This is a genomic window from Paenarthrobacter sp. YJN-D (assembly GCF_015040335.1).
GTDB classification, from domain to species: domain Bacteria; phylum Actinomycetota; class Actinomycetes; order Actinomycetales; family Micrococcaceae; genus Arthrobacter; species Arthrobacter nicotinovorans.
The window spans coordinates 1,331,546-1,351,108 of record NZ_CP053549.1 but is presented as its reverse complement, the minus strand read 5'-3'; the positions used below and the strand labels follow the sequence as shown (position 1 = coordinate 1,351,108).

At 63.7% G+C, this 19,563-nt stretch carries 17 protein-coding genes; 5 read left to right on the top strand and 12 right to left on the bottom strand.

Going from position 1 to position 19,563, the window contains the following annotated elements:
- Positions 1–90 precede the first annotated feature (90 nt).
- Both HMI60_RS06455 and HMI60_RS06450 read left to right on the top strand, forming a co-directional pair.
- Positions 91–1,809, top strand: coding sequence for an AMP-binding protein (locus HMI60_RS06455; RefSeq protein WP_193590776.1), 1,719 nt, complete (start codon positions 91–93; stop codon positions 1,807–1,809).
- Between the two features lie 24 nt (positions 1,810–1,833).
- Positions 1,834–2,343 (top strand): MarR family winged helix-turn-helix transcriptional regulator, encoded by a 510-nt coding sequence (locus HMI60_RS06450; protein ID WP_018779478.1) that lies wholly within the window; start codon positions 1,834–1,836, stop codon positions 2,341–2,343.
- Between the two features lie 32 nt (positions 2,344–2,375).
- On the opposite strand, the gene HMI60_RS06445 is transcribed toward HMI60_RS06450, so the two are convergent.
- Positions 2,376–3,755 (bottom strand): DUF222 domain-containing protein, encoded by a 1,380-nt coding sequence (locus HMI60_RS06445; protein WP_227453669.1) that lies wholly within the window; start codon positions 3,753–3,755, stop codon positions 2,376–2,378.
- Positions 3,756–3,882: 127 nt separating this feature from the next.
- Here HMI60_RS06445 and HMI60_RS06440 point away from each other — a divergent pair, with 127 nt between their 5' ends.
- Positions 3,883–4,584 (top strand): TenA family protein, encoded by a 702-nt coding sequence (locus HMI60_RS06440; protein WP_193590775.1) that lies wholly within the window; start codon positions 3,883–3,885, stop codon positions 4,582–4,584.
- A gap of 49 nt (positions 4,585–4,633) precedes the next feature.
- Here HMI60_RS06440 and HMI60_RS06435 read toward each other — a convergent pair whose 3' ends face one another.
- The 7 genes from HMI60_RS06435 to HMI60_RS06405 all read right to left on the bottom strand — a co-directional run bounded on the left by HMI60_RS06435 (position 4,634) and on the right by HMI60_RS06405 (position 11,554).
- Positions 4,634–5,413, bottom strand: a complete 780-nt coding sequence (locus HMI60_RS06435; RefSeq protein ID WP_018779481.1) for an enoyl-CoA hydratase — start codon at positions 5,411–5,413, stop codon at positions 4,634–4,636.
- 43 nt (positions 5,414–5,456) lie between these two features.
- Positions 5,457–6,380, bottom strand: coding sequence for a 3-hydroxyisobutyrate dehydrogenase (mmsB, locus tag HMI60_RS06430; protein WP_079582492.1), 924 nt, complete (start codon positions 6,378–6,380; stop codon positions 5,457–5,459).
- 43 nt (positions 6,381–6,423) lie between these two features.
- Positions 6,424–7,488, bottom strand: coding sequence for an enoyl-CoA hydratase/isomerase family protein (locus HMI60_RS06425; RefSeq protein ID WP_193590774.1), 1,065 nt, complete (start codon positions 7,486–7,488; stop codon positions 6,424–6,426).
- Entirely contained in the window at positions 7,488–8,987 is a 1,500-nt protein-coding gene (locus tag HMI60_RS06420; protein ID WP_018779484.1) for a CoA-acylating methylmalonate-semialdehyde dehydrogenase, read from the bottom strand. The genes HMI60_RS06425 and HMI60_RS06420 overlap by 1 nt, the downstream gene beginning before the upstream one ends.
- A 122-nt stretch (positions 8,988–9,109) precedes the next feature.
- Entirely contained in the window at positions 9,110–9,688 is a 579-nt protein-coding gene (locus HMI60_RS06415; RefSeq protein WP_018779485.1) for a hypothetical protein, read from the bottom strand.
- A 43-nt stretch (positions 9,689–9,731) separates the two neighbouring features.
- Complete coding sequence (locus tag HMI60_RS06410) at positions 9,732–11,123, bottom strand: deoxyribodipyrimidine photo-lyase (protein WP_193590773.1); 1,392 nt, start codon at positions 11,121–11,123, stop codon at positions 9,732–9,734.
- Between the two features lie 89 nt (positions 11,124–11,212).
- On the bottom strand, positions 11,213–11,554 hold the full coding sequence (locus HMI60_RS06405; RefSeq protein ID WP_026267411.1) for a hypothetical protein: 342 nt from the start codon (positions 11,552–11,554) through the stop codon (positions 11,213–11,215).
- A gap of 283 nt (positions 11,555–11,837) precedes the next feature.
- Here HMI60_RS06405 and HMI60_RS06400 point away from each other — a divergent pair, with 283 nt between their 5' ends.
- Complete coding sequence (locus HMI60_RS06400) at positions 11,838–13,994, top strand: glycogen debranching N-terminal domain-containing protein (RefSeq protein ID WP_018779488.1); 2,157 nt, start codon at positions 11,838–11,840, stop codon at positions 13,992–13,994.
- Positions 13,995–14,007: 13 nt separating this feature from the next.
- Here HMI60_RS06400 and hxlA read toward each other — a convergent pair whose 3' ends face one another.
- Together hxlA and hxlB are read right to left on the bottom strand one after the other, a co-directional pair.
- The gene (gene hxlA / locus HMI60_RS06395) at positions 14,008–14,631 is read right to left on the bottom strand and encodes a 3-hexulose-6-phosphate synthase (protein ID WP_018779489.1); all 624 of its coding nucleotides are present in this window, start codon (positions 14,629–14,631) and stop codon (positions 14,008–14,010) included.
- A 51-nt stretch (positions 14,632–14,682) separates the two neighbouring features.
- Positions 14,683–15,273, bottom strand: coding sequence for a 6-phospho-3-hexuloisomerase (gene hxlB, locus HMI60_RS06390; protein ID WP_193590772.1), 591 nt, complete (start codon positions 15,271–15,273; stop codon positions 14,683–14,685).
- Positions 15,274–15,423: 150 nt separating this feature from the next.
- Here hxlB and HMI60_RS06385 point away from each other — a divergent pair, with 150 nt between their 5' ends.
- The gene (locus HMI60_RS06385) at positions 15,424–16,689 is read left to right on the top strand and encodes a helix-turn-helix transcriptional regulator (RefSeq protein ID WP_193590771.1); all 1,266 of its coding nucleotides are present in this window, start codon (positions 15,424–15,426) and stop codon (positions 16,687–16,689) included.
- A gap of 3 nt (positions 16,690–16,692) precedes the next feature.
- On the opposite strand, the gene HMI60_RS06380 is transcribed toward HMI60_RS06385, so the two are convergent.
- Both HMI60_RS06380 and HMI60_RS06375 read right to left on the bottom strand, forming a co-directional pair.
- Entirely contained in the window at positions 16,693–18,108 is a 1,416-nt protein-coding gene (locus tag HMI60_RS06380; RefSeq protein ID WP_064723499.1) for a ferredoxin reductase, read from the bottom strand.
- Complete coding sequence (locus HMI60_RS06375; protein ID WP_018779493.1) at positions 18,105–19,409, bottom strand: SRPBCC family protein; 1,305 nt, start codon at positions 19,407–19,409, stop codon at positions 18,105–18,107. The genes HMI60_RS06380 and HMI60_RS06375 overlap by 4 nt, the downstream gene beginning before the upstream one ends.
- Positions 19,410–19,563: the final 154 nt, after the last annotated feature.

Genomic DNA, 19,563 nt, shown 5'->3' with positions numbered 1-19,563 from the left:
GGATGTCCTAGTATATTGCAAGGTGATGTGGATCACTAGGCGGGATGCCGGGCAAGGGTGCCCTGGCAATCCCACAGCGAAAGGCGGACTATGACAGTCACAGAAGACTTCCGTGCGGCCCGCGACCGGCTGCTGGCATTGCGCGAGGACTACGCGACCGCGCACGCAGAATTTCAGTGGCCCCGCTTCGACGAGTTCAACTTCGCCCTGGATTGGTTCGACCAACTCGCAGCGGACGGGGAACGGGGCAACAAGCCCGCGCTCATCATCGTGGAGCAGGACGGCAGCTCCACGCGGCGCACGTTCAAGGAACTGTCGGACAGGTCGTCACAGCTCGCCACTTGGCTCCGTGGCCAGGGGGTACGGCGCGGCGACCACATGATCATCATGCTCGGCAACCAGGTGGAGCTCTGGGAACTCATGCTGGCGGGCATCAAGCTGGGCATCGTCATGATCCCCACCACCACGCTCATGGGAGCCAGGGATCTCCAGGACCGTGTCGAGCGGGGCGGCGCAGCCTGGGTGGCGGTCGGCAGTGCCAACATCGGCAAGTTCGCCGACGTCGAGGGCAACTACCAACTCATTGAGGTCGGCGCGGAGCGCACCAACGCGGACGCCAAACAGTACACGGATTCCTACGACGCCGGCACGGACTTCACGCCCGACGCCCCCACCCGCGCCGACGAAACCCTTCTGCTCTACTTCACGTCCGGCACCACATCCCGCGCCAAGCTGGTGGAGCACACCCACACTTCCTACCCAGTGGGCCACCTTTCCACCATGTACTGGATCGGCTTGGAACCGGGCGACGTGCACCTGAACGTCGCCTCCCCGGGCTGGGCCAAGCACGCGTGGTCCAACGTCTTCACGCCATGGATCGCCGAGGCCACGGTCTTCATCTACAACTATGAACGCTTCGACGCGGCCGCCCTCATGGCACAAATGGGCCGGGAAGGCGTGACAAGTTTCTGCGCCCCGCCCACCGTGTGGCGCATGCTCATCCAGGCCGACCTCACGCAGCTGGCCACCCCGCCACGGAAGGTAGTCTCGGCAGGCGAACCGCTCAACGCGGAGGTCATCGGCCAGGTGGAGCAAGCCTGGGGCGTCACCATCCGCGACGGCTTCGGCCAAACCGAATCGACAGTCCAGATCGCCAACACCCCCGCCCAGCCGGTCAAGATCGGCTCCATGGGCCGGCCGCTGCCCGGGTACGACGTGGTCCTGGTGGACCCGGTCACCGGAGAGGAAGCCGACGACGGCGAACTTTGCCTGCGCTTGGACCCCAGGCCCGTGGGGCTGATGAAAGGCTACTTCGGCGATGCAGCCAAGACGGCCGATGCCTTCCGCAACGGTTATTACCACACCGGCGATATGGCCAGCCGGGACGCCGACGGGGTGATCACCTACGTCGGCCGGGATGATGACGTCTTCAAGTCCTCCGACTACCGGTTGTCCCCCTTCGAGCTCGAAAGCGTCCTGATCGAGCATCCCGCAGTGGCGGAGGCCGCCGTCGTGCCTTCGCCTGATGCCGTGAAATTGTCGGTGCCGAAAGCTTTTGTGGTGCTGGCCGCGGGCTACGAGCCCGGCCCTGCCGTGGCGGAGGACATCCTGAAATACTGCAGGGAACAACTTGCACCCTTCAAGCGGATCAGGCGCCTGGAGTTCGGCGAATTGCCCAAAACGATTTCAGGCAAGATCCGGCGGGTGGAGCTCCGGGGAACGGAAGTTGCCCGGCATGGAGACGGTCCGCTTCCCACAGGTTTAGGGGTGGAATACACCGAAGAAGAGTTCCCGAATCTGAAAGACTAAGCACCCGAGCAACCAAGGAGGCCCATGGGCACCCCACTCCCCCGCGATCCCATCGCCGATGCCCAGCGGAACTGGGAACGGCATGGTTGGGGCGATGTCGCCGCGCCCATGGCAGCCATCACCGCGATCATGCGCACGCAACAGATCCTGCTTGCGCGGATCGAAACCGTCCTCAAACCGTTCGGGCTGACGTTCGCAAGGTACGAGCTCCTGGCGCTGCTGAGTTTCGCCCGCAGCGGCGCGCTGCCCATGAACAAAGCCAGTGCGCTCCTGCAAGTGCACCCCACCTCGGTAACCAACGCCGTCGACCGCTTGGAAAAGGCCGCCCTGGTGGCGCGTTCACCGCACCCCACTGATGGCCGCACCACGCTCATTGAGCTGACTGCTGAGGGCCGCACCCTCGCGAAAAAGGCGACGGCGGCTCTCAACTCGGAGGTGTTTGGCAAGTCGGGTTTCGGGGACGACGACGTCGACCACCTCATCCGCGTACTCGGCGCCTTCCGCAGGGATGCCGGAGACTTCACGGAAGAATAACGCCCACGTCAACGCCGAGGGCAATGAGGGCCCTACGTTCTGGAGGGTCGGTATCCAGGTAGTGGCGGGGCCTTTGACCGGTAGCTGTGTCCTGTGGGGGTTCTGATTTCGAGCGTATGCACGTCACCGTGGATGGCTCTGGCGGACCAGCCGGGGTTTTCCTTGGTGTGATTGCAGGCTTCGCACAGTCCTGCGCCGTTGGCGAGGTTGGTCTCGCCTCCGGAACGCCAAGGCACAATGTGGTCGATATGCCGGATGGGTGCATCGCAATACGGTGTCCGGCAGGTATCGTCGCGGGTTCCGATGAATCGCCGAAGTCGACCAGTAAAGAGCCGCGCTTTGGAATCGGTGGCAAGCAGCTCTCCCGTGGACGGCGCGGTGTATAGCCGGCGAAGCCAGACAGTGAGCTCGTTGGCATGGTTCTCATCAGGTTGATCCTGCTCAACTTGGCCCTCGGCGACCATTGATCTGGCCCACTCGGCAGGGACGATTCCGTAGCCGTTGAGGCGTGCTGGTTCGCTATCGCCCTGAAAAAGGGTCCGGTCGGTCATGACGAGGTCCAGATTGATCCCGGAGATTCCGCCCGGGGTACCAGTGACGCGCTCAACCAGAGTATCGGCCATGAGCTGGCCGCGTGTCGGGACGACCCCGGCAGATACGGCATCCCCACCAGCCAGTTCACTGTGGCAGCGGGCCGAATCAGCAGCCTTGGTCAGGGCTGCGTAGACCGCCACTCCTTGGGCGACGGGAAGCAGCGCGGTCAGGTACGTCATGGTGTCCGGCGCAGGACGCAGGCTCACGGTTCGTTCGGCCGCGGCACGGCTGGCACGCCCGACCACCGACCTCGGATCCCGTCGATACGCCGCCGCCTTCGCAGCTGCAATGATCGCCCGGTCGCCCTTGCCCGCAAAGGTCCCGGTATCGGGCGCGAGTTCCTCATCCACTGCGCACCGATCCTCAACAGACAGACACGCAGTCTCCTTCACCAGCAGTGTGGCCCGCCACTCATTCAGCTGCCCGGACTGCAGCGCTGCCAAAGTCCGCGGCATCTCCATAACAAGGGCTTTCGCCAAACCAAGCAGCCGGGAACCACGGTTCGGTGACTCCCGCCGGGCCAACGCAACCTGGGCACCTACTCCTTGGCCACGCTTCGATGCGGGGACGTTGGCCTCGGCTTGTTCGGCGCGCTGGGCAAGGTCAAAGGCGACGGCAACCCGCGCCTGCAATCCGCAGATGGCTGACTTCATCTCCTCCAGGACACGCAACTGCTCGATCAAGTCCGCGCTGACGGTGCTGGCCGGAAGTACGCCGACACCGGGCGGAAGGAAGCCCGGTTGACCAGCATCCGGCGCGGAGCGACCACGCCCAAGCGCCACTGCTGCGCCCGGTCCACTCTCCCCAATCAGCCCCATGTCCCAACTCTGGCAGCAGGCACCGACAATATAACGAAGGAAGTCGCAGGGGCCTTGGACCTCCATAGAGGAGGGGGCAGAGCCCCGCTGCTAAGCTCCGAGGGCCGACAACTCAGGAGGAAACAGCGTGAGCTTTGCCAATGAACTCAGGAACCAGCACGCCGAGGACTGGGACGCCGCCGTCAACCATCCGTTCGTGGACCAGTTGTTGGACGGTTCCCTCCCCGATGAAAACCTGCGCCACTACCTCGTGCAGGACTATCAGTTCTGTGATGCCTTCACAGCCCTGCTGGGCCAAGCGGTGGCCTCAGCGCCGTCGTTGCCCTCCCGGTTGGTCTTCGCCGGTGTACTGGGAGGCTTTGCCTCCGATGAGAACACCTACTTCCAGGATTGCTTTGCCGAGCTCGACGTTCCCGAGGCAGATCGCGCGGCGCCCGCACTCCACAGGGTGACCCGCGACTTCGATGCCCTCATGCGCAGCGCCCTGGCAACCCGCTCCTACCCTGAGGTCCTGGCGGTCCTTCTGGTGGCAGAGTGGCTGTACGGCGATTGGGCAGCCCGCGCCGGCGACCCCGGTCAGTGGCCCACCTCGGCAAAGCACGCCGAGTGGATCCGTCTCCACAACAACCCGGAGTACAACGCATGGGTGACCTGGCTGCGCGACGAGTTCGACGCCGTCGAGCCTAAAGACGCCGCAGCCCGGGGGCGCGTGGCAACCACCTTCGCCGAAGCCGTGCGGCTGGAGCGCGCGTTCTTTGACGCGGCGCTGGTCCCGGCGGAGGTCCGGGGGATGGAACGTGAGCCGGGCCCCGCTGCATTGCGGAAGTAAACGCGGAGAACAGCCGCTGCGTGTCGGCCGGCCCGGTTTGAGCGATCTCCTACCGGTGCTTGAACTCCGGCTCCCGTTTTCCGCTGAACGCGGCCATGCCTTCCTTCTGGTCTTCGGTGGCGAAGAGCGAGTGGAAGATCCTGCGCTCGAAAAGTACCCCTTGGGCCAGCCCGGTTTCGAAGGCCGCGTTGACGGCTTCCTTTGCCATCATCGCCACGGGCTTGGACTTGGATGCGATGACTTCGGCCGCTTTGACAGCTTCCTCAATGACCTCCGCAGCCGGCACCACCCGGGACACCAGCCCGGAACGCTCAGCCTCTTCAGCATCCATGTACCGTCCGGTCAGCACCATGTCCATCGCTTTGGCCTTGCCGACGGCGCGTGTCAGCCGCTGCGAACCGCCCATGCCCGGAATGACGCCCAGGTTGATTTCGGGCTGGCCGAACCGTGCGTTGTCACCGGCGATGATGAAGTCAGCCATCATGGCGAGCTCGCACCCTCCACCCAGGGCAAAACCGGAAACGGCTGCGATGACGGGGATCCTCAATCGGGTGAGGTCCTCCCAGTGCCGGAACCAGTCCGCCGCGTACATTTCCATATAGCTGTTGGAAGACATTTCCTTGATGTCGGCGCCTGCCGCGAAGGCCTTGGCCGATCCCGTGATCACTACCGCCCCAACATCGGGATCGGTGTCCATGGCGGACACGGCTTCCACGAGTTCGTTCATGAGAGCAGTGTTCAGCGCGTTCAGCGCCGACGGCCGGTCCAACGTCACCAAGCCAACCCTGCCCCGCCGTTCCACCACAATGTTCTGGTACTGCTCCGTCATGCTCTCCCTCTCGTCAAAACCCTCATGGACACAGCTCAAACTCTCACACGGATTTGTCCCGGATCTCGGTGATGATTCCGGAGAAGTCCCTCCCCGCGCCCTCGCCTGCCGCGAAAGCGTCGTAGATCCGGGAGGCCAGCGGACCCATCTCGGCGGCAACGCCTGTGCTTTCCAAGGCGTTCACGGCCAACCGCAGATCCTTGGCCATCAAAGCGCCGGCGAACCCGGGCTGGTAGTCACGGTTGGCGGGGCTGGTGGGTACCGGCCCTGGGACCGGGCAGTTGGTGGTCAGTGCCCAGCACTGGCCGGAGGCATTGGAGGCGACGTCGAACAGCGCCTGGTGCGTGAGGCCCAGCTTCTCGCCGAGTACGAAGGCTTCCGCAACTGCGATCATGGACACCCCCAGGATCATGTTGTTGCACACCTTTGCGGCCTGCCCGGCACCGTGGTCACCGCAATGGACAATCCTCTTCCCCATCAGTTCAAGGATCGGCTTTACGGTTTCGAAGTCCTCCGGCAAAGCACCCACCATGAAGGTCAGCGTGCCTGCCTCGGCCCCCACCACACCACCGGAAACCGGCGCGTCCACGGACCGGTGGCCTGCTTCCACGGCAATGACGGCGGCCTGCCGGGCCTCGTCAACGTTGATGGTGGAACAATCCAGGAACAAGGTGTCCGGCTTGGCGACGGAAAGCAGTCCCGGCCCGTCCACACCCCGGTACGCATCCAGCACGTGCTTGCCGCTGGGCAGCATGGTCAACACCACCGCGGCTTCAGCTGCAGCCTCGTGTGCCGAGGCAGCCATGGGAATCCCGTGCGCTTCCGCAGCTTCAACGGCTGCGGGGACGGGGTCATAGCCAATCACCTGGTGGCCGGCCTTGATCAGGTTGGCGGCCATGGGTCCGCCCATATGACCCAGGCCGAGGAAAGCGATGAGTCCCGTTGCGGATGCTGCGTTCTCTGTCATGTCGTCTCCTTCGACTGGCTGCTGAATAGCTGCTGACTGCAGGTCATGTGGTTTTCGCGCCCAAGGAGGCGAGGCCCAACTCCCGTTCGCCGAGCGGCGCAAAGTAGCCCTCGACGTCGGATGCCTGGACGTCCGCGAGGGTTGCCGGCTTCCATTGCGGATTTCGGTCCTTGTCCACCACCTGGGCCCGGATGCCCTCCCGGAAATCGGGCCCGGCCAGGCAACGCAGCCCCACACGGTATTCCTGGTCCAGCGCTTCCTCCAGCGTCACTCCCCGGACGCGGCGCAAGGACTCCAAGGCCACCTTCACGGACGTGGGCGATTTTGCCTCGATCGTGTCCGCCGCGGACGCTGCCTCTCCCCCAGCTTCGCGCAGGCTCCGCACGATTTCCTCCGCGTCGTCATACGCGTAGGCGGGATCGATCCACCCCCGCTGTGCCGCAAGCGCCGAGTCCGGCGCGGCTTGCGCAAAGCGCTCGACGGCGGCCTCCGCCGTCGAGCTTTCCAGCGCTTCTGCCAGCGCGGGGAGGCTGTCGGACGGCACAAAGTGATCGGCGAGCCCAAGGAACAGGGCATCCCCACCGGATAGGTGGGCGCCGGTGAGTGCAGCGTGGGTGCCCGCTTCACCAGGTGCGCGGGACAGCAGGAGCGTGCCACCGACGTCGGGCACGAAACCGATGGTGGTTTCCGGCATCCCGGTGCGGGTCCGTTCGGTGACCACACGGACCGAGCCATGGGCCGAAACGCCAACGCCCCCGCCCAAAACCAGCCCATCCATGAAAGCCACATAGGGCTTGGGGTATTGCGAAATGAGCAGGTTCAGCCGGTACTCGTCAGCCCAGAACGCAGCCGTTTCCGTGCCGCCGTGCAGCATGTCCTTGTAGATGGCCACGATGTCGCCGCCGGCGCAGAGCCCACGGTCTCCGGCACCGCGCACCAAGACAGTTTGCACCGAATCGTCATCAGCCCAGGCAACCAGTTGTCGAAGCATGGCTTTGACCATGCCGTGATTCAGGGCGTTGACCGCTTTGGGACGGTTGAGCGTGACAACCCCCAAGTGTCCGCGACGCTCAAACAGGACTTCGTCTTCCTCCTGCGGATCTCCCATCAGCTGCCTGCCGGCATCACGAAGCTGGCGCCCTGGCGGATGCCGGAGGGCCACCGCGAGGTGACGGTCTTGGTCTTGGTGTAGAAGCGGAAAGCGTCGGCGCCGTGCTGGTTCAGGTCGCCAAACCCGGAGGCCTTCCAGCCACCGAAGGTGTAGTAGGCAATCGGGACGGGAATCGGCACATTGATCCCCACCATGCCCACCTCGACGCGGCTGGCGAAGTCGCGTGCGGAGTCGCCGTCGCGGGTGAAGATTGCGACGCCGTTGCCAAACTCGTGCTCGCTGCAGAGCCTCAGCGCTTCGTCGTAGTCAGCTGCCCGCAGCACGCTGAGGACGGGGCCGAAGATCTCTTCCTTGTAGATCTTCATGTCCTTGGTGACGTTGTCGAAGAGTGTGGGGCCAACCCAGAACCCGCCGTCGTAGCCTTCCACGGTGAGGCCGCGACCATCCGTGACCAACGTTGCGCCTTCGTCCACGCCGGACTGGATGTAGCCCTCGATCCGTTCCTTCGCGGAAGCTGCCACCACGGGCCCGAAGTCGGAGTCCTTGTCCAGGCTGTGGCCCACCTTCAGGTCCTTCACGCGCTCGGTCAGCTTGGCCACCAACGCGTCGGCGGTTTCCTGGCCAACGGGCACCGCCACGGAGATGGCCATGCAGCGTTCGCCCGCGGAACCGTACCCGGCACCAATCAGGGCGTCGGCAGCCATGTCGAGGTCGGCGTCGGGCATGATCACCATGTGGTTCTTCGCCCCGCCGAAGCACTGCGCACGCTTGCCGTGGGCGGCGGCCGTGGCATAGATGTACTGGGCAATCGGCGTGGAGCCAACAAAGCCGATCGCCTTCACCCGAGGGTCCTCCAGCAGTGCGTCCACGGCTTCCTTGTCACCGTTGATGACGTTGAAGACGCCGTTCGGCACGCCGGCTTCGCTGTACAGCTCGGCGAGGCGCAGCGGAACCGAGGGGTCCCGCTCCGAAGGCTTCAGGATGAAGGCGTTGCCTGCTGCGAGCGCCGGGCCGGACTTCCACAACGGGATCATGGCCGGGAAGTTGAACGGCGTGATCCCTGCGACGACGCCCAGCGGCTGGCGCAGCGAATGGACGTCGATGCCCTGTCCGGCGTTGTCCGAGAACTCGCCCTTGAGCAGATGCGGGGCACCCGCGGAGAATTCAACGACTTCGATGCCGCGCTGGATGTCTCCTTTGGCATCGGCAAAGGTTTTGCCGTGTTCGGAGGACAGGAGCCGGGCGAGTTCGTCCATGTTCTCGTTGACGAGGTCCACGAACTTGAGCAGGATGCGTCCCCGACGCTGCGGGTTCATGGCTGCCCATTCGAGCTGGCCCTTTTCGGCATTTGCGACGGCGTTGCGAACCTCGTCGGCGCTGGCCAGCGGCAGCCTGGCCTGGACTTCGCCCGTGCAGGGATCGTAGACGTCGCTGAACCGGCCCGATGTGCCGTCAACCCTCTGGCCGTCTACGTAGTGTGAAAGCTCGCGCACCATAGTGGAATGCTCCTTTGCATCGTGAATGACTACCGTGCCGCTCAGTGCTGGGAACACGGCGGGAACACGTGACCAACTGTGATCCAGGTCATCTCTGAATCCGAATATACTCGGACTTCCTACTAATTTCCAGAGGGCTGTTTTTCGGATCCGGCAGCGCCGCCCACCGCCTCCGTCCGGGCGGGCCAGTGCCCGGTGACCTGATGAAAGTCGATGGCGCGCAAGAGCGGTGTCATGTCGTAGGCCCTGATATTCAGGCTGAGCTTGACGCCGTTTACCGACTTGACCGTCAGGTACGGCTGCCCCTTCAAGGTCTGGAAGCTGTAGTGCGCAATGTCGCTGTAGTGAAGAATGTGCTCTTTGCCGAGAACACTGCGGAAAGCCACCTCAAAGTCGCGGGGTGCCACATAGAAGTTGCGGTACATGAGAACGAATACCACTCCACCCACCACGATCGCCACCGAAGCGATACGGAAGGCCAGAGGGTCCCGTGCATGGTCGGAGGTGAAGGCGACGAGTCCCATCAGGAGGCCCACAACAAGGAAAAGCCAACCAACTCCCGGCACGACCTTTGGCATGCGAACCCGCTCCGGGTACTCCTTGGACCGGTTGGGATGCTTACGGGCCCACCAGGCAACCGCAGCGATGAACATGGCCGCGAACGCCATGATGAGGACCTTCAGGATGGACTCCGTCGACATGGACCCAGCCTATAGCCGGGCCTGCGGGACCTGCGGGACCTCCTTAGTGGACTTCCCTCATCTCCTTGTAAGCCTCCAGCGCTTCGGCGCGGGTGGTCTTCAGATCAACGATCTCCTCCGGATATTCGGGAGTGCCGAACTCGGGAATCCAATGGGCAATGTACTTCCCCTGGGGATCGAACTTCACGCGTTGGGCCTCCGGGTTGAAAATCCTGAAGAACGGCGAGGCGTCAGCCCCGGACCCTGCCACCCACTGCCAGTTGGCGGGGTTCGACGCCGGATCGGCGTCCACCAGGGTGTCCCAGAACCACTGCTCACCGAGCTGCCAATGGATGCCAAGGTTCTTCACCAGGAAGCTGGCAGCGACCATGCGGACACGGTTGTGCATCCAGCCTGAGTGCCACAGCTGGCGCTGGCCCGCGTCCACCATGGGGAAGCCGGTGCGGCCCTGCTGCCAGGCGCGGAACTCCTCGGGTGCCGACTCATGGCCGGGATGTTTGCCATTGCCGTTATTGCTGCCCGGCCACGCCCAGGGGAAACGGTCAAACTCGGGACGAAGGTTGGCTGTGGCCAGGTTCGGATTGTGAAAGTACTGGTGCCAGCAAAACTCCCGCCACCCCAGCTCCGAGGCGAAAATGCCCGCACTTTCGGAGCGCTTGGACCCCAGCGCGTGCCACACCTCGAACGGGCTGAGCTCACCCCAGCGCAGGTAGGGCGAGAGGCAGCTGCTGCCATCGGTGTCCGGACGGTTTCGGCCCTCGCTGTAGTTGGAGAGACCGTCAGCCACGAAAGCGTCCAACCGCTTGTGCCCCGCGGCAGCACCAGGAGTCCACATCTCCGCCAGCCCGCCCGACCAGTCAGGCTTGCCGGGCAGGAGGTTCCAGGAATCCAGCTCGTCATAAGCCGGGAGCTTGCCGGTGAATCCGTGGCCTTTTTCCGGTACGGCCAACGGCTCCCGGAAGTCCTGCGCGGACACCGTCCGCCAGAAAGGCGTGAAGACCTTGTACTGGCCACCGGTCTTGGTGGTGACCTCCCAGGGTTCATGAAGGAGGGAGGCCTGGAAGCTGGCAACATGCAGACCGGCCTCACCCGCCCAGGCCTTGATCCCGGCGTCGACGGTGCGCTCGGCCGCACCATAGCGCCGGTTCCAGTACAAACCGCCGGCACCGAGCGCCGTCGTGGTTTTTTGGACAACGGAGGCAGCGTCGCCGCGCCGCAGAAGCAGGGGGATGCCAAGGGCCGCGAGGTCCTCGCGAAGGGACACCAGCGAATGATGCAGCCACCAGCGGGAAGCGCCACCGTGAGGTCTGAGGCCTTCCGATTCCTCGTCAAGGACGTACAGGGCCACCGCAGCACCGTCGTCGACGGCGGCCCGCAAGGCCGGGTTGTCGGCAACCCTGAGGTCATCCCGGAACCACACAATGGAAGGCTTCACGTATTTCCCTTCAGAAGACAGCCCGGACATGGAAACAGCCCATGCCCCTATCAAATCCTAGGTGCATGGGCTGTAGAAGCGACGTGATATCAGGCGATGGACGGAACCGCATCCTCCACAGCCTCGGAAAGTGCATAGGCGCTGGCTGCGGAGTCGTTCCACATGGGAACGCTGTTGACTACGTAGTCCCTTGCGGCCGGGCCGACCATGCTCATGCCAGGGTAGATCCGCTGGCCATTCAGCTTGATGGTTTTGAGGCCCTCCCGCTCAAGGGCGGTCTTGAAGGCGGAGTCGGGGATGGGGATTTTTCGTCCGAGAACGCACCAGCTGATGTACAGGCCGTAGAAAGTGTCAAATTCCAAGCCGTTCTCAGTGTCGTCCTCAAACACCACACAGTCGCGGATAAAGCTACTAATTTGGGTGTCGGTCATTACGGGGCCTCCGGCGTCGGAAGAAAAAGCGGGCCGCCGGGCTGCATCAGCGAATGTCCTGTTCTCTCACTATAGACCCCTTCTGGTTTCCCGGACGAGGAAATGAGATTAACTCTGGATGACGGGCCGGCACCTCCTTGCGCCGGGAAGTCATATAGAGGGTGTGGAGAGCGGCCGGGATCTGGCGCCGATCCTTCCGTCGGCGTAGCGTCGACTTCATCTCCACAAGCGGCCGGACAGGCGGCATCGGCTGCAGCTCAAGCGGATCGATAAGGAGCGTCTCGTGGCTGGATGGAACGCTGATACAGCAGCTGGACCCCTTGGTGCCGGGACCGTGACCCTGGTGGAAGGCTCATCCTTCTGCATCTCCTCCGCCAACGGAGACATCCACCCCGAATTGCCCCAGGGCGTCTTCCATCTGGACACCCGGATCCTCTCCAAATGGGAGCTCACTGTCAACGGACAAGTCATCGAACCCTTGGCAGCAGAAACCAGGGAACCGTACCGGGCGTCATTCGTCGGCAGGGTTCCCCGCCCGGATGGGTACGCCGACAGCCCCTTGTTGGTGGAGCGGCTTCGGGAGGTAGGAAACGGAATCCGCGAAGAAATCACCGTTCGGAATTATTCAAACCAGGCAACACAATGCCGCATCCTGCTTTCTGCCGAATCGGATTTCGCTGATCTTTTCGAAGTCAAGGAAGCACGGATCACGCGGCAATGGACCGAAACCCACCTGCCGGATGGTGATTCCCTGGAAATCCGCGGAAAATGGGAGGACATTCGGAAAAGCGTCCTGATACGGGCCGACGGCGCCGGTGCAGGTGCCAGGGCATTGGGTTTCACGGCCAAAATTCCCGCGTTCGGGAGCTGGAGTACGCGGGCCAGCGTGGTGCCAAAGCAACCAAGTGCCGGGGCCGCTTTCACCCACCAGGATCCGGTCGGGCTCTCACCCAGCGATCAGCGCAGGCAGGATTGGGTAGCCCGGATCCCCGTTGTGCAGCTCAGCAACCGGTCAATCGAAGACACCCTCCGCCGCAGCTACGAGGACCTTGGGGCGCTCCGCATCCAGGATCCGGACCACCCCGAAAGGGTGGTGGTGGCCGCCGGCGCCCCGTGGTTCATGACGCTGTTCGGCCGGGATTCCCTGTGGGCGTCCGAAATGGCCCTTCCCGTGGACCCCTCCCTGGCCCTGGGCACCCTGCGAACGCTGGCCGACCGCCAGGGCACGGTGGTGGATCCCGCCACCGAAGAAGAACCCGGGAAGATCCTGCATGAGGTCCGGCTGGGCGTCTCCGGCGGCCTGGCGTTGGGCGGAAAGTCCGCTTATTACGGAAGCGTGGACGCCACCCCGCTGTTTGTGGTGGTCCTTGGCTCGGTGAGCCGCTGGGGTTTCGGCAAAGACGCGATCTCGGGCCTGCTCCCCCACGCGGACCGCGCCTTGGAATGGATCCGGACCTACGGCGACCGTGACGGCGACGGTTTCGTGGAGTACGGGCGGCCCAACGAGCACGGACTCATCAACCAGGGCTGGAAAGACTCCTGGGACGGCATCAATTTTGCGGACGGCACCCTCGCTGAACCGCCCCTGGCGCTGTGCGAGGTCCAGGCGTATGTGCACGGGGCCTATGTGGCGCGCGCCTGGATGGCGTACGACGACGGCGACCTCACCTTGGCGGAAAGCCTGCGGGAACGTGCCGAGGACCTGAAGAAGCGGTTCAACGAACAGTTCTGGATGCCGGACAAGGGCTACTACGCTGTGGCGCTGGACCGCAACAAGCGGCCCGTGGACGCTTGTGCTTCCAACATGGGCCATTGCCTGTGGTTTGGTCTGATTGACGAAGACAAGGCCCCTGCGGTGGTGGAGCGGCTGATGTCCCCCGAAATGTTCAGTGGATGGGGTGTCCGGACGCTGGCCAGGAACATGGGCGCCTACAACCCGGCCAGCTATCACAACGGCTCCGTGTGGCCCCATGACAATGCGCTGATCGTGTCCGGACTCCTCCGCTATGGCTTCGTGGAGGAAGCCCAACGGATAGCAACCGCAATGCTTGAAGCCGCCGAGATCTCTGGCGACCGATTGCCCGAACTCTTCTGCGGATTCGACCGCACGCAATTCCGGGAACCCGTCCCTTATCCCACGGCTTGCTCACCCCAGGCGTGGGCCGCCACGACGCCCATCCACCTGGTCATGAGCCTGTTGCGCTACGACACGCACATCTCCTTGGGCGGCATCTGGCTGGATCCGGTGCTGCCGCCGTCGTTCGGGGACCTGCACATCCGCAATGCGCCCATGGGCGGCGGGCGGATCACCATTGACGCTTCCGGCACGGAAGCGACGGTTCAGGGCATCCCCGACGGCCTCACGGTCCATCACGGGCAACGGCCGTGGATGTCGGAACTTGTTGAGCGGGCGCACCACCGGACTCCCGACAAAACCTAGGCACGGAAGCCTGTTACTGGATGGCTGCTTTGAGTTCCTTCGCAGCCAGTTCAGGATCAGCGGCACTGTAGATGGCGCTTCCGGCCACTGCTACGTCGGCACCTGCCAACTGCACGGCCGCAATGGTGGATGCGTTGACGCCTCCGGCCACGGAGAACGGCACGCGGGCTTCTTCTCCGGCATTGAGGAGTCCGCGCAGGTCATAGCCCGGCTGTGCCTGCTCGTCGAGGCCCGCGTGGAATTCGATGAACCTGGCTCCGAGGGAACGGGCTTGCTTGGCGCGGGAGACCTTGTCGGCCACGCCAATGAGATCCACCACGATGCCCTTGTTGTGGGACTGAGCGGCCTTGACGGCACCGGCGATGGTGGAGTCATCCGCAGTTCCCAGGACGGACACAAGATCGGCACCCGCCTTGAAAGCGATGTCCGCTTCGAGTTCACCGGCGTCCATGGTCTTCATGTCGGCAAACACGATCTTGTTGGGGTGGGCTTCCTTGATGGCCGTCACGGCGGCGAGACCCTCAGCCTTGATCAGCGGAGTACCGAGCTCGATGATGTCCACGTGCTCGGCAACTTTGCCGGCGAGTTCCAGGGCATCTTCGATGGTGAGGAGGTCAAGGGCGACTTGCAGTTTCATGGTGTATCGCTTTCTTCTGTTTGGGGTGGCTTTGGAGGACGGGTTTGCGGTCTATTCGAGGTTTGCGTGACGCAGCCAGAGCTTCTCGGCGGGCTCTGCAGTGGCTTCCCACAGAGTTTGGAAAACCGACTCCGTCACCAGGAAAAGGGATTGTTCAAAGAGGCTGCCCGAGTATTGCCGGGACAGGTCGGAGCCGTGGTCTGTCTTCCGCGCGGCGGGAATGACCACCAGCGCGTCGGCGAAGCCCGCAACAGCGGACGAGGGGTTGGTGGTTACTGCTGCCACCCGCGCCCCAGCGGACAGTGCTGTCTGGGCTGCTTTGACCACGCCGGAGGTGGTCCCGGAACCGGATGCCACCAGCAACAAATCGCCGGCAGTGATGGCCGGTGTTGTGGTGTCGCCGGCTACGTGGACCGTCAGGCCCAGATGCATCAAGCGCATCGCGGCCATGCGGAGCACCAGCCCGCTCCGGCCGGCTCCGGCCAGGAAGACGCGCTCCGCTGCGCCAACTTCCTCTGCAAGGCGGGCAACCTGGCCGTAGTCCAGTTCGGAAGCAATGCCCCCAAGCTCTGCGAGGATCAGGGAGGCGTTGCCGGCTACGTCTTCAGCTGTGGCTGTCGCGGTGTCCGCAAAGACGTTCACGGTTCACTCCGTTCGTGGGTGGTTGATAGCGGCCTTCCGACCTTGTAACTATTCTTCCGGCTGGCAGGGGTGACTGAAACGCCGAAAAAGGACAGTCTTGGCCACCCTTTCGGGTAGGTAAGAAGGTAGCTGCTCGTCTACGCTTGGGATATGCCCCAGCAACCGTCCGTGCCCTGGCAGCTCCTCAAAGCCATTGAAGACATCGCCCAAGCGCCCCTCGCGCGTATCGCGGAGAGCCTGCGGACGGCCCTCTCGCCGTTGGTCCCCTCCAGCGCCTTGGTGATTTTCACGGAAGAATGCACGGGCCGGCCCCAGAAAAAGGCTGGTGCCGAGGGCATTGTCAGCCGCGTTTCCATCCCCGAGCTTGATGGGATCCGGGCATCCATGGAGGCGAAAGGGCCGTGGCGGACGCGAGCGTGGATTGCGGGGCAGGAGCGCGACATTCTGGCCTTCACCTACCCGCCCAGCAACGCCCTCCTGGTCCTCACCGACCCGGAGTTGCCGGAAGACGATGAACCACTGCGCCTCGCCTCCTACCTTTGGGGACTCACAGCGGCCCGTATCCAGGAGAAGGTCAGTGACGCGCCGCCGTCGTATCTTTTGGAGTCCCGGGCAGCATCAGCTGAACGGATCCGCGTAACCGCGGAGCTGGTGGACCAGCACTCCACTACCCTCGAAACCCTGCTGGCCGCACTGCGGTCCAACTCCTTGGACGATCACGCGGCCCGGGTCTCCGTGACCGACCTCGCCGTCAAGGCACTGATCGGCCTCAGGACCCTGAACGACCGCACCAGCGATCTCGTGGAAGAACCTGTGAGCACCGCCTTCCAAAGGCTCCGGGAGGACCTCCGTCCATTGATGCACTTCAGCAACATCGACATCCAGTTCATCGAGCCACCCGCCAACGGACGTGCCCTGCCCGGAGAGGTAGCCCACGCTGCCAGGGCCGTCGTCCGGGGCCTGGTCCTGGCGATCGCCGAGCAACCCGATGTGCACCGCGTACGCGCCCAATGGGACTGCGACGGGGAAAGCCTGCTGATCAATGTCAGGGATGACGGACGCGGGGAACTGTCCCCGGATGCCCCGAACATGGAACGGCTTCGACAGAAGGTGCAGGCCCTTGACGGCAAAATGAGCGTCGACGTCATGCACGGGTGGGGAGCAGACATCTCAGTGGCGCTTCCCTTGGACCCGCCGGCAGCGCCCGTGGGGGATGTCGCGGCGTGGGGCCTGGCCACCAGGGAATTGGAAGTTCTTCAGGCATTGGCCGCCGGGCAACGCAACCGGGCCATCGCCGCAGAGCTGAACATCAGTGAAAACACGGTCAAATTCCATCTGCGGAACCTGTTCCGGAAGCTGGACGTCCGGTCCCGCACTGAGGCCATTGCGCTGGCCCACAGTGCGGGACTCCGGTAACAGCTAGGCGTCGATCACCATATCGGTGCGCGCCGTGGAGCAGCAGGGCAGGAACTTGCCGGCGTCGATTTCCCGCGAGCGGATTCCGCCCTGGTGGTTCATTTCCACCTCGCCGGAAAGCTTGACCACCTTGCAGGAACCGCACATGCCCTCTTTGCAGTTGGCACCGATCCTGACACCGGCCCGCTGGGCCACGCCCAGGATGTGCTCATCGGGGTCAATGCGGACATTGACGCCGGTGCGCAGGAAGGACAGGGTGAGGCTTCCCGTTCCTACGGTCTCGAAGCTCGAGGCATCAGGCGTTGCAGCCTCGGGCGCTTGGCTTGGACCGCCGTCGGAAGCTTGCTGACCTGAGGCGTCCGGTTCGGAGGTTTCCAGCGGGAGGCCCGTGGCTTCCAAAGTCCCGTCCGCGTCGTAACCCGGCTCGTAGAGCCCGAACGCTGCCGGCTGGCTTTCGTAGTAGTCCTCGGCGGAATCGGCGATTTCCTCGGCGATTTCCTCCGCAATATCTGCCGCGAGCGCGAGCTCTGCCTGGTATTCGAGGAGGGTCTGGCGGTCACCGGTGAAGAACTCCATGTAAATGGAGGTGTCGTCAACGCCTACCTTTTTCAGCAGCTCAGTGGCCGTGTTCAGGTAGCCTTCCGGGCCGCAGGCATAGACCTGCCTGCCGTTGGCGTCAGGGGCCACCTCTTCGAGCATGGCCGCTGTGAGCCGTCCGCTGAACCCTTCCCATCCTTCCGGTTTGCTGCGGTCGCCCAGGGAGTAGAAGACCTTCACGCGTGAGTCCACGGAGGCGATGTATGCCAGCTCCCGGTGGAACGCGAAGCCGCCGGCCTCCGCTCCGTGGTACAGCACCACGACGTCGGCATGGCCGGGCAGGGAGTGGATGGTCCGCACCATCGACATGATGGGGGTGATCCCGGCACCGGCGGCCAACAGGAGGTACCTGGCGCGCCGGTCGGCGTCTGGCAGGTGGAAAGCCCCCACCGGTCCGAGCATGTCCAGCACAGTGCCGGGCTTGACGTTCTCATGAACCCATGGCGACACAAGGCCTGTGGGATCGCTCTTGACAGTGATGTTGAAGGTCCAGGGCTCCGTGGGCGAACTGGACAGCGAGTAGCTGCGGTCCACCGGGTCCTGGTCCTCGCCGTTTACCGGAAAAGCGATGTTGACATACTGGCCGGCACGGAACGCCAGGGGCGCCCCGTCGCAACGGCGGAAGACGAAGGTCATCATTCCGCCGGCCTCGGGAACAGTCTCAACACATTCGGCCATGAACTCCTGCGGATGCCAGGGACCCAGGGCGCGTGCGGCACGCGCGGGTGCCTCGCTGCTGCCCATCACCCGGTTCCACGGCATCTCAAGACCCCGGATGCGCTGCGGCTCCCGGATTGCCGTTTCAGTGAGGAGTTCAATCATGCCAAGTGCTCCTGCACGCGCTGGACGTACCAGTTGATGAATGCCTCCACCTGGTATTCGCTCTTCATGTAGGGGCCGGGCTCGTAGGCGGGGCTGCCGGCACCCGTCTGGCACAGCTCAACGAACGCCTTGTCCTGCAGGTTCGTCTGCTTCCAGGTGTAGGTGAGTTTTTCCAGGTCGTAGTCGACGCCTTCCACGGCGTCGTCAGCCACCAGCCAGGTGGTGCGGACCAGCGACTGGTGTTCGTTGATGGGGAAGACGCCGAACGTGATGACGTGGTCGCTCTGGAAGTGGAACCAGCTGTTGGGCTGCAGGTGCATGGAGCAGCGGCCGAGGCGGAAGTCGCGCAGATCGCCCAGGAGCTTCTTGGAAAGCCTGCGCCCGTCGGGCGAGAACGATTCGCCTTCACCGTCCAGGGATTCGCGAGAGATGCGGATGCCGGCGATGCGCGTGTCGAGTTCCTCCACTACCTCGTAGGGGAGGCCATAGCGGCGGCAGCGCTCCTCGAGGGAGGACTGGGCTTCCTTGTTGCGGTCCCAGACTTCCTCAAGGTGGGCCGGAATCAGGCCCTCGGTGAGTCCCCACGTGGGAAAGAGCGAGCAGGCGAGTTCCGGGTGCCCATCGCAGTGGTAGCACTCACGGTTGTTCTCCATGACGAGCTTCCAGTTGCCCTCTTCGATGATGTTCTGCTGGTAGGCGATTTTTGTCTTCGCCAGATCGTGGGGCGCGAGGTAGGGCTCGAAGATCTTGGAGGTTTCATCGAAGTCGGCCGGCGGCTCGCTCGCGATGCAGACGAAAATGAGCCCCGCGACGACACGGCTGTGGGCGCGCTTGAGGGCGAAGCAGTTCTTGTCGAACTTCGTCTCCCCCGGTGCCGAGGCGTGGATCAGGTTGCCCTCGGGCGAGTAGGTCCAGGAGTGGTAGCCGCACACCAGGTTTCCGGTGGAGCCTGCGGCTTCGGTCAGCACCCGGGCACCGCGGTGGCGGCAGACGTTGTGCAGGACGTTGACGTCGCCGTCGTCGTTGCGCAGGACGATCAGGGAGTACGGGCCGTAGTCCACCGTGATGTAGTCACCCGGTTCCGGCAGTTCGGCGACGCTTCCGGCAAAGATCCAGTGCGCACCGAAGATGGCTTCCATGTCGATCTTGAAGATCGTGGGATCGGTGTAGAAGGGGGCGTCCAAGGAGTAGCCGGTGCGCCGGAACTCGAACAGGGCACTGATCTCGGCCAGCTGCTCGGCAGGCAATGTTGAGGCGAGTTTTCCGCGTGAATTCAGGGGCACGTTCACTTGAGCAGTCATGGGTTTCCTCCCGGGAGGCTGGGTAAGTTGGGGGATCTTGGGGGCCGCGGGTGCATCGTCGCAAGCGGCGTTATCGAAGTCTTCGTAGTACGAGATTAGGGACGAATGCACTGCAACAAAAGCGCAATATTTAGGAGATAACCATGCGCAATGG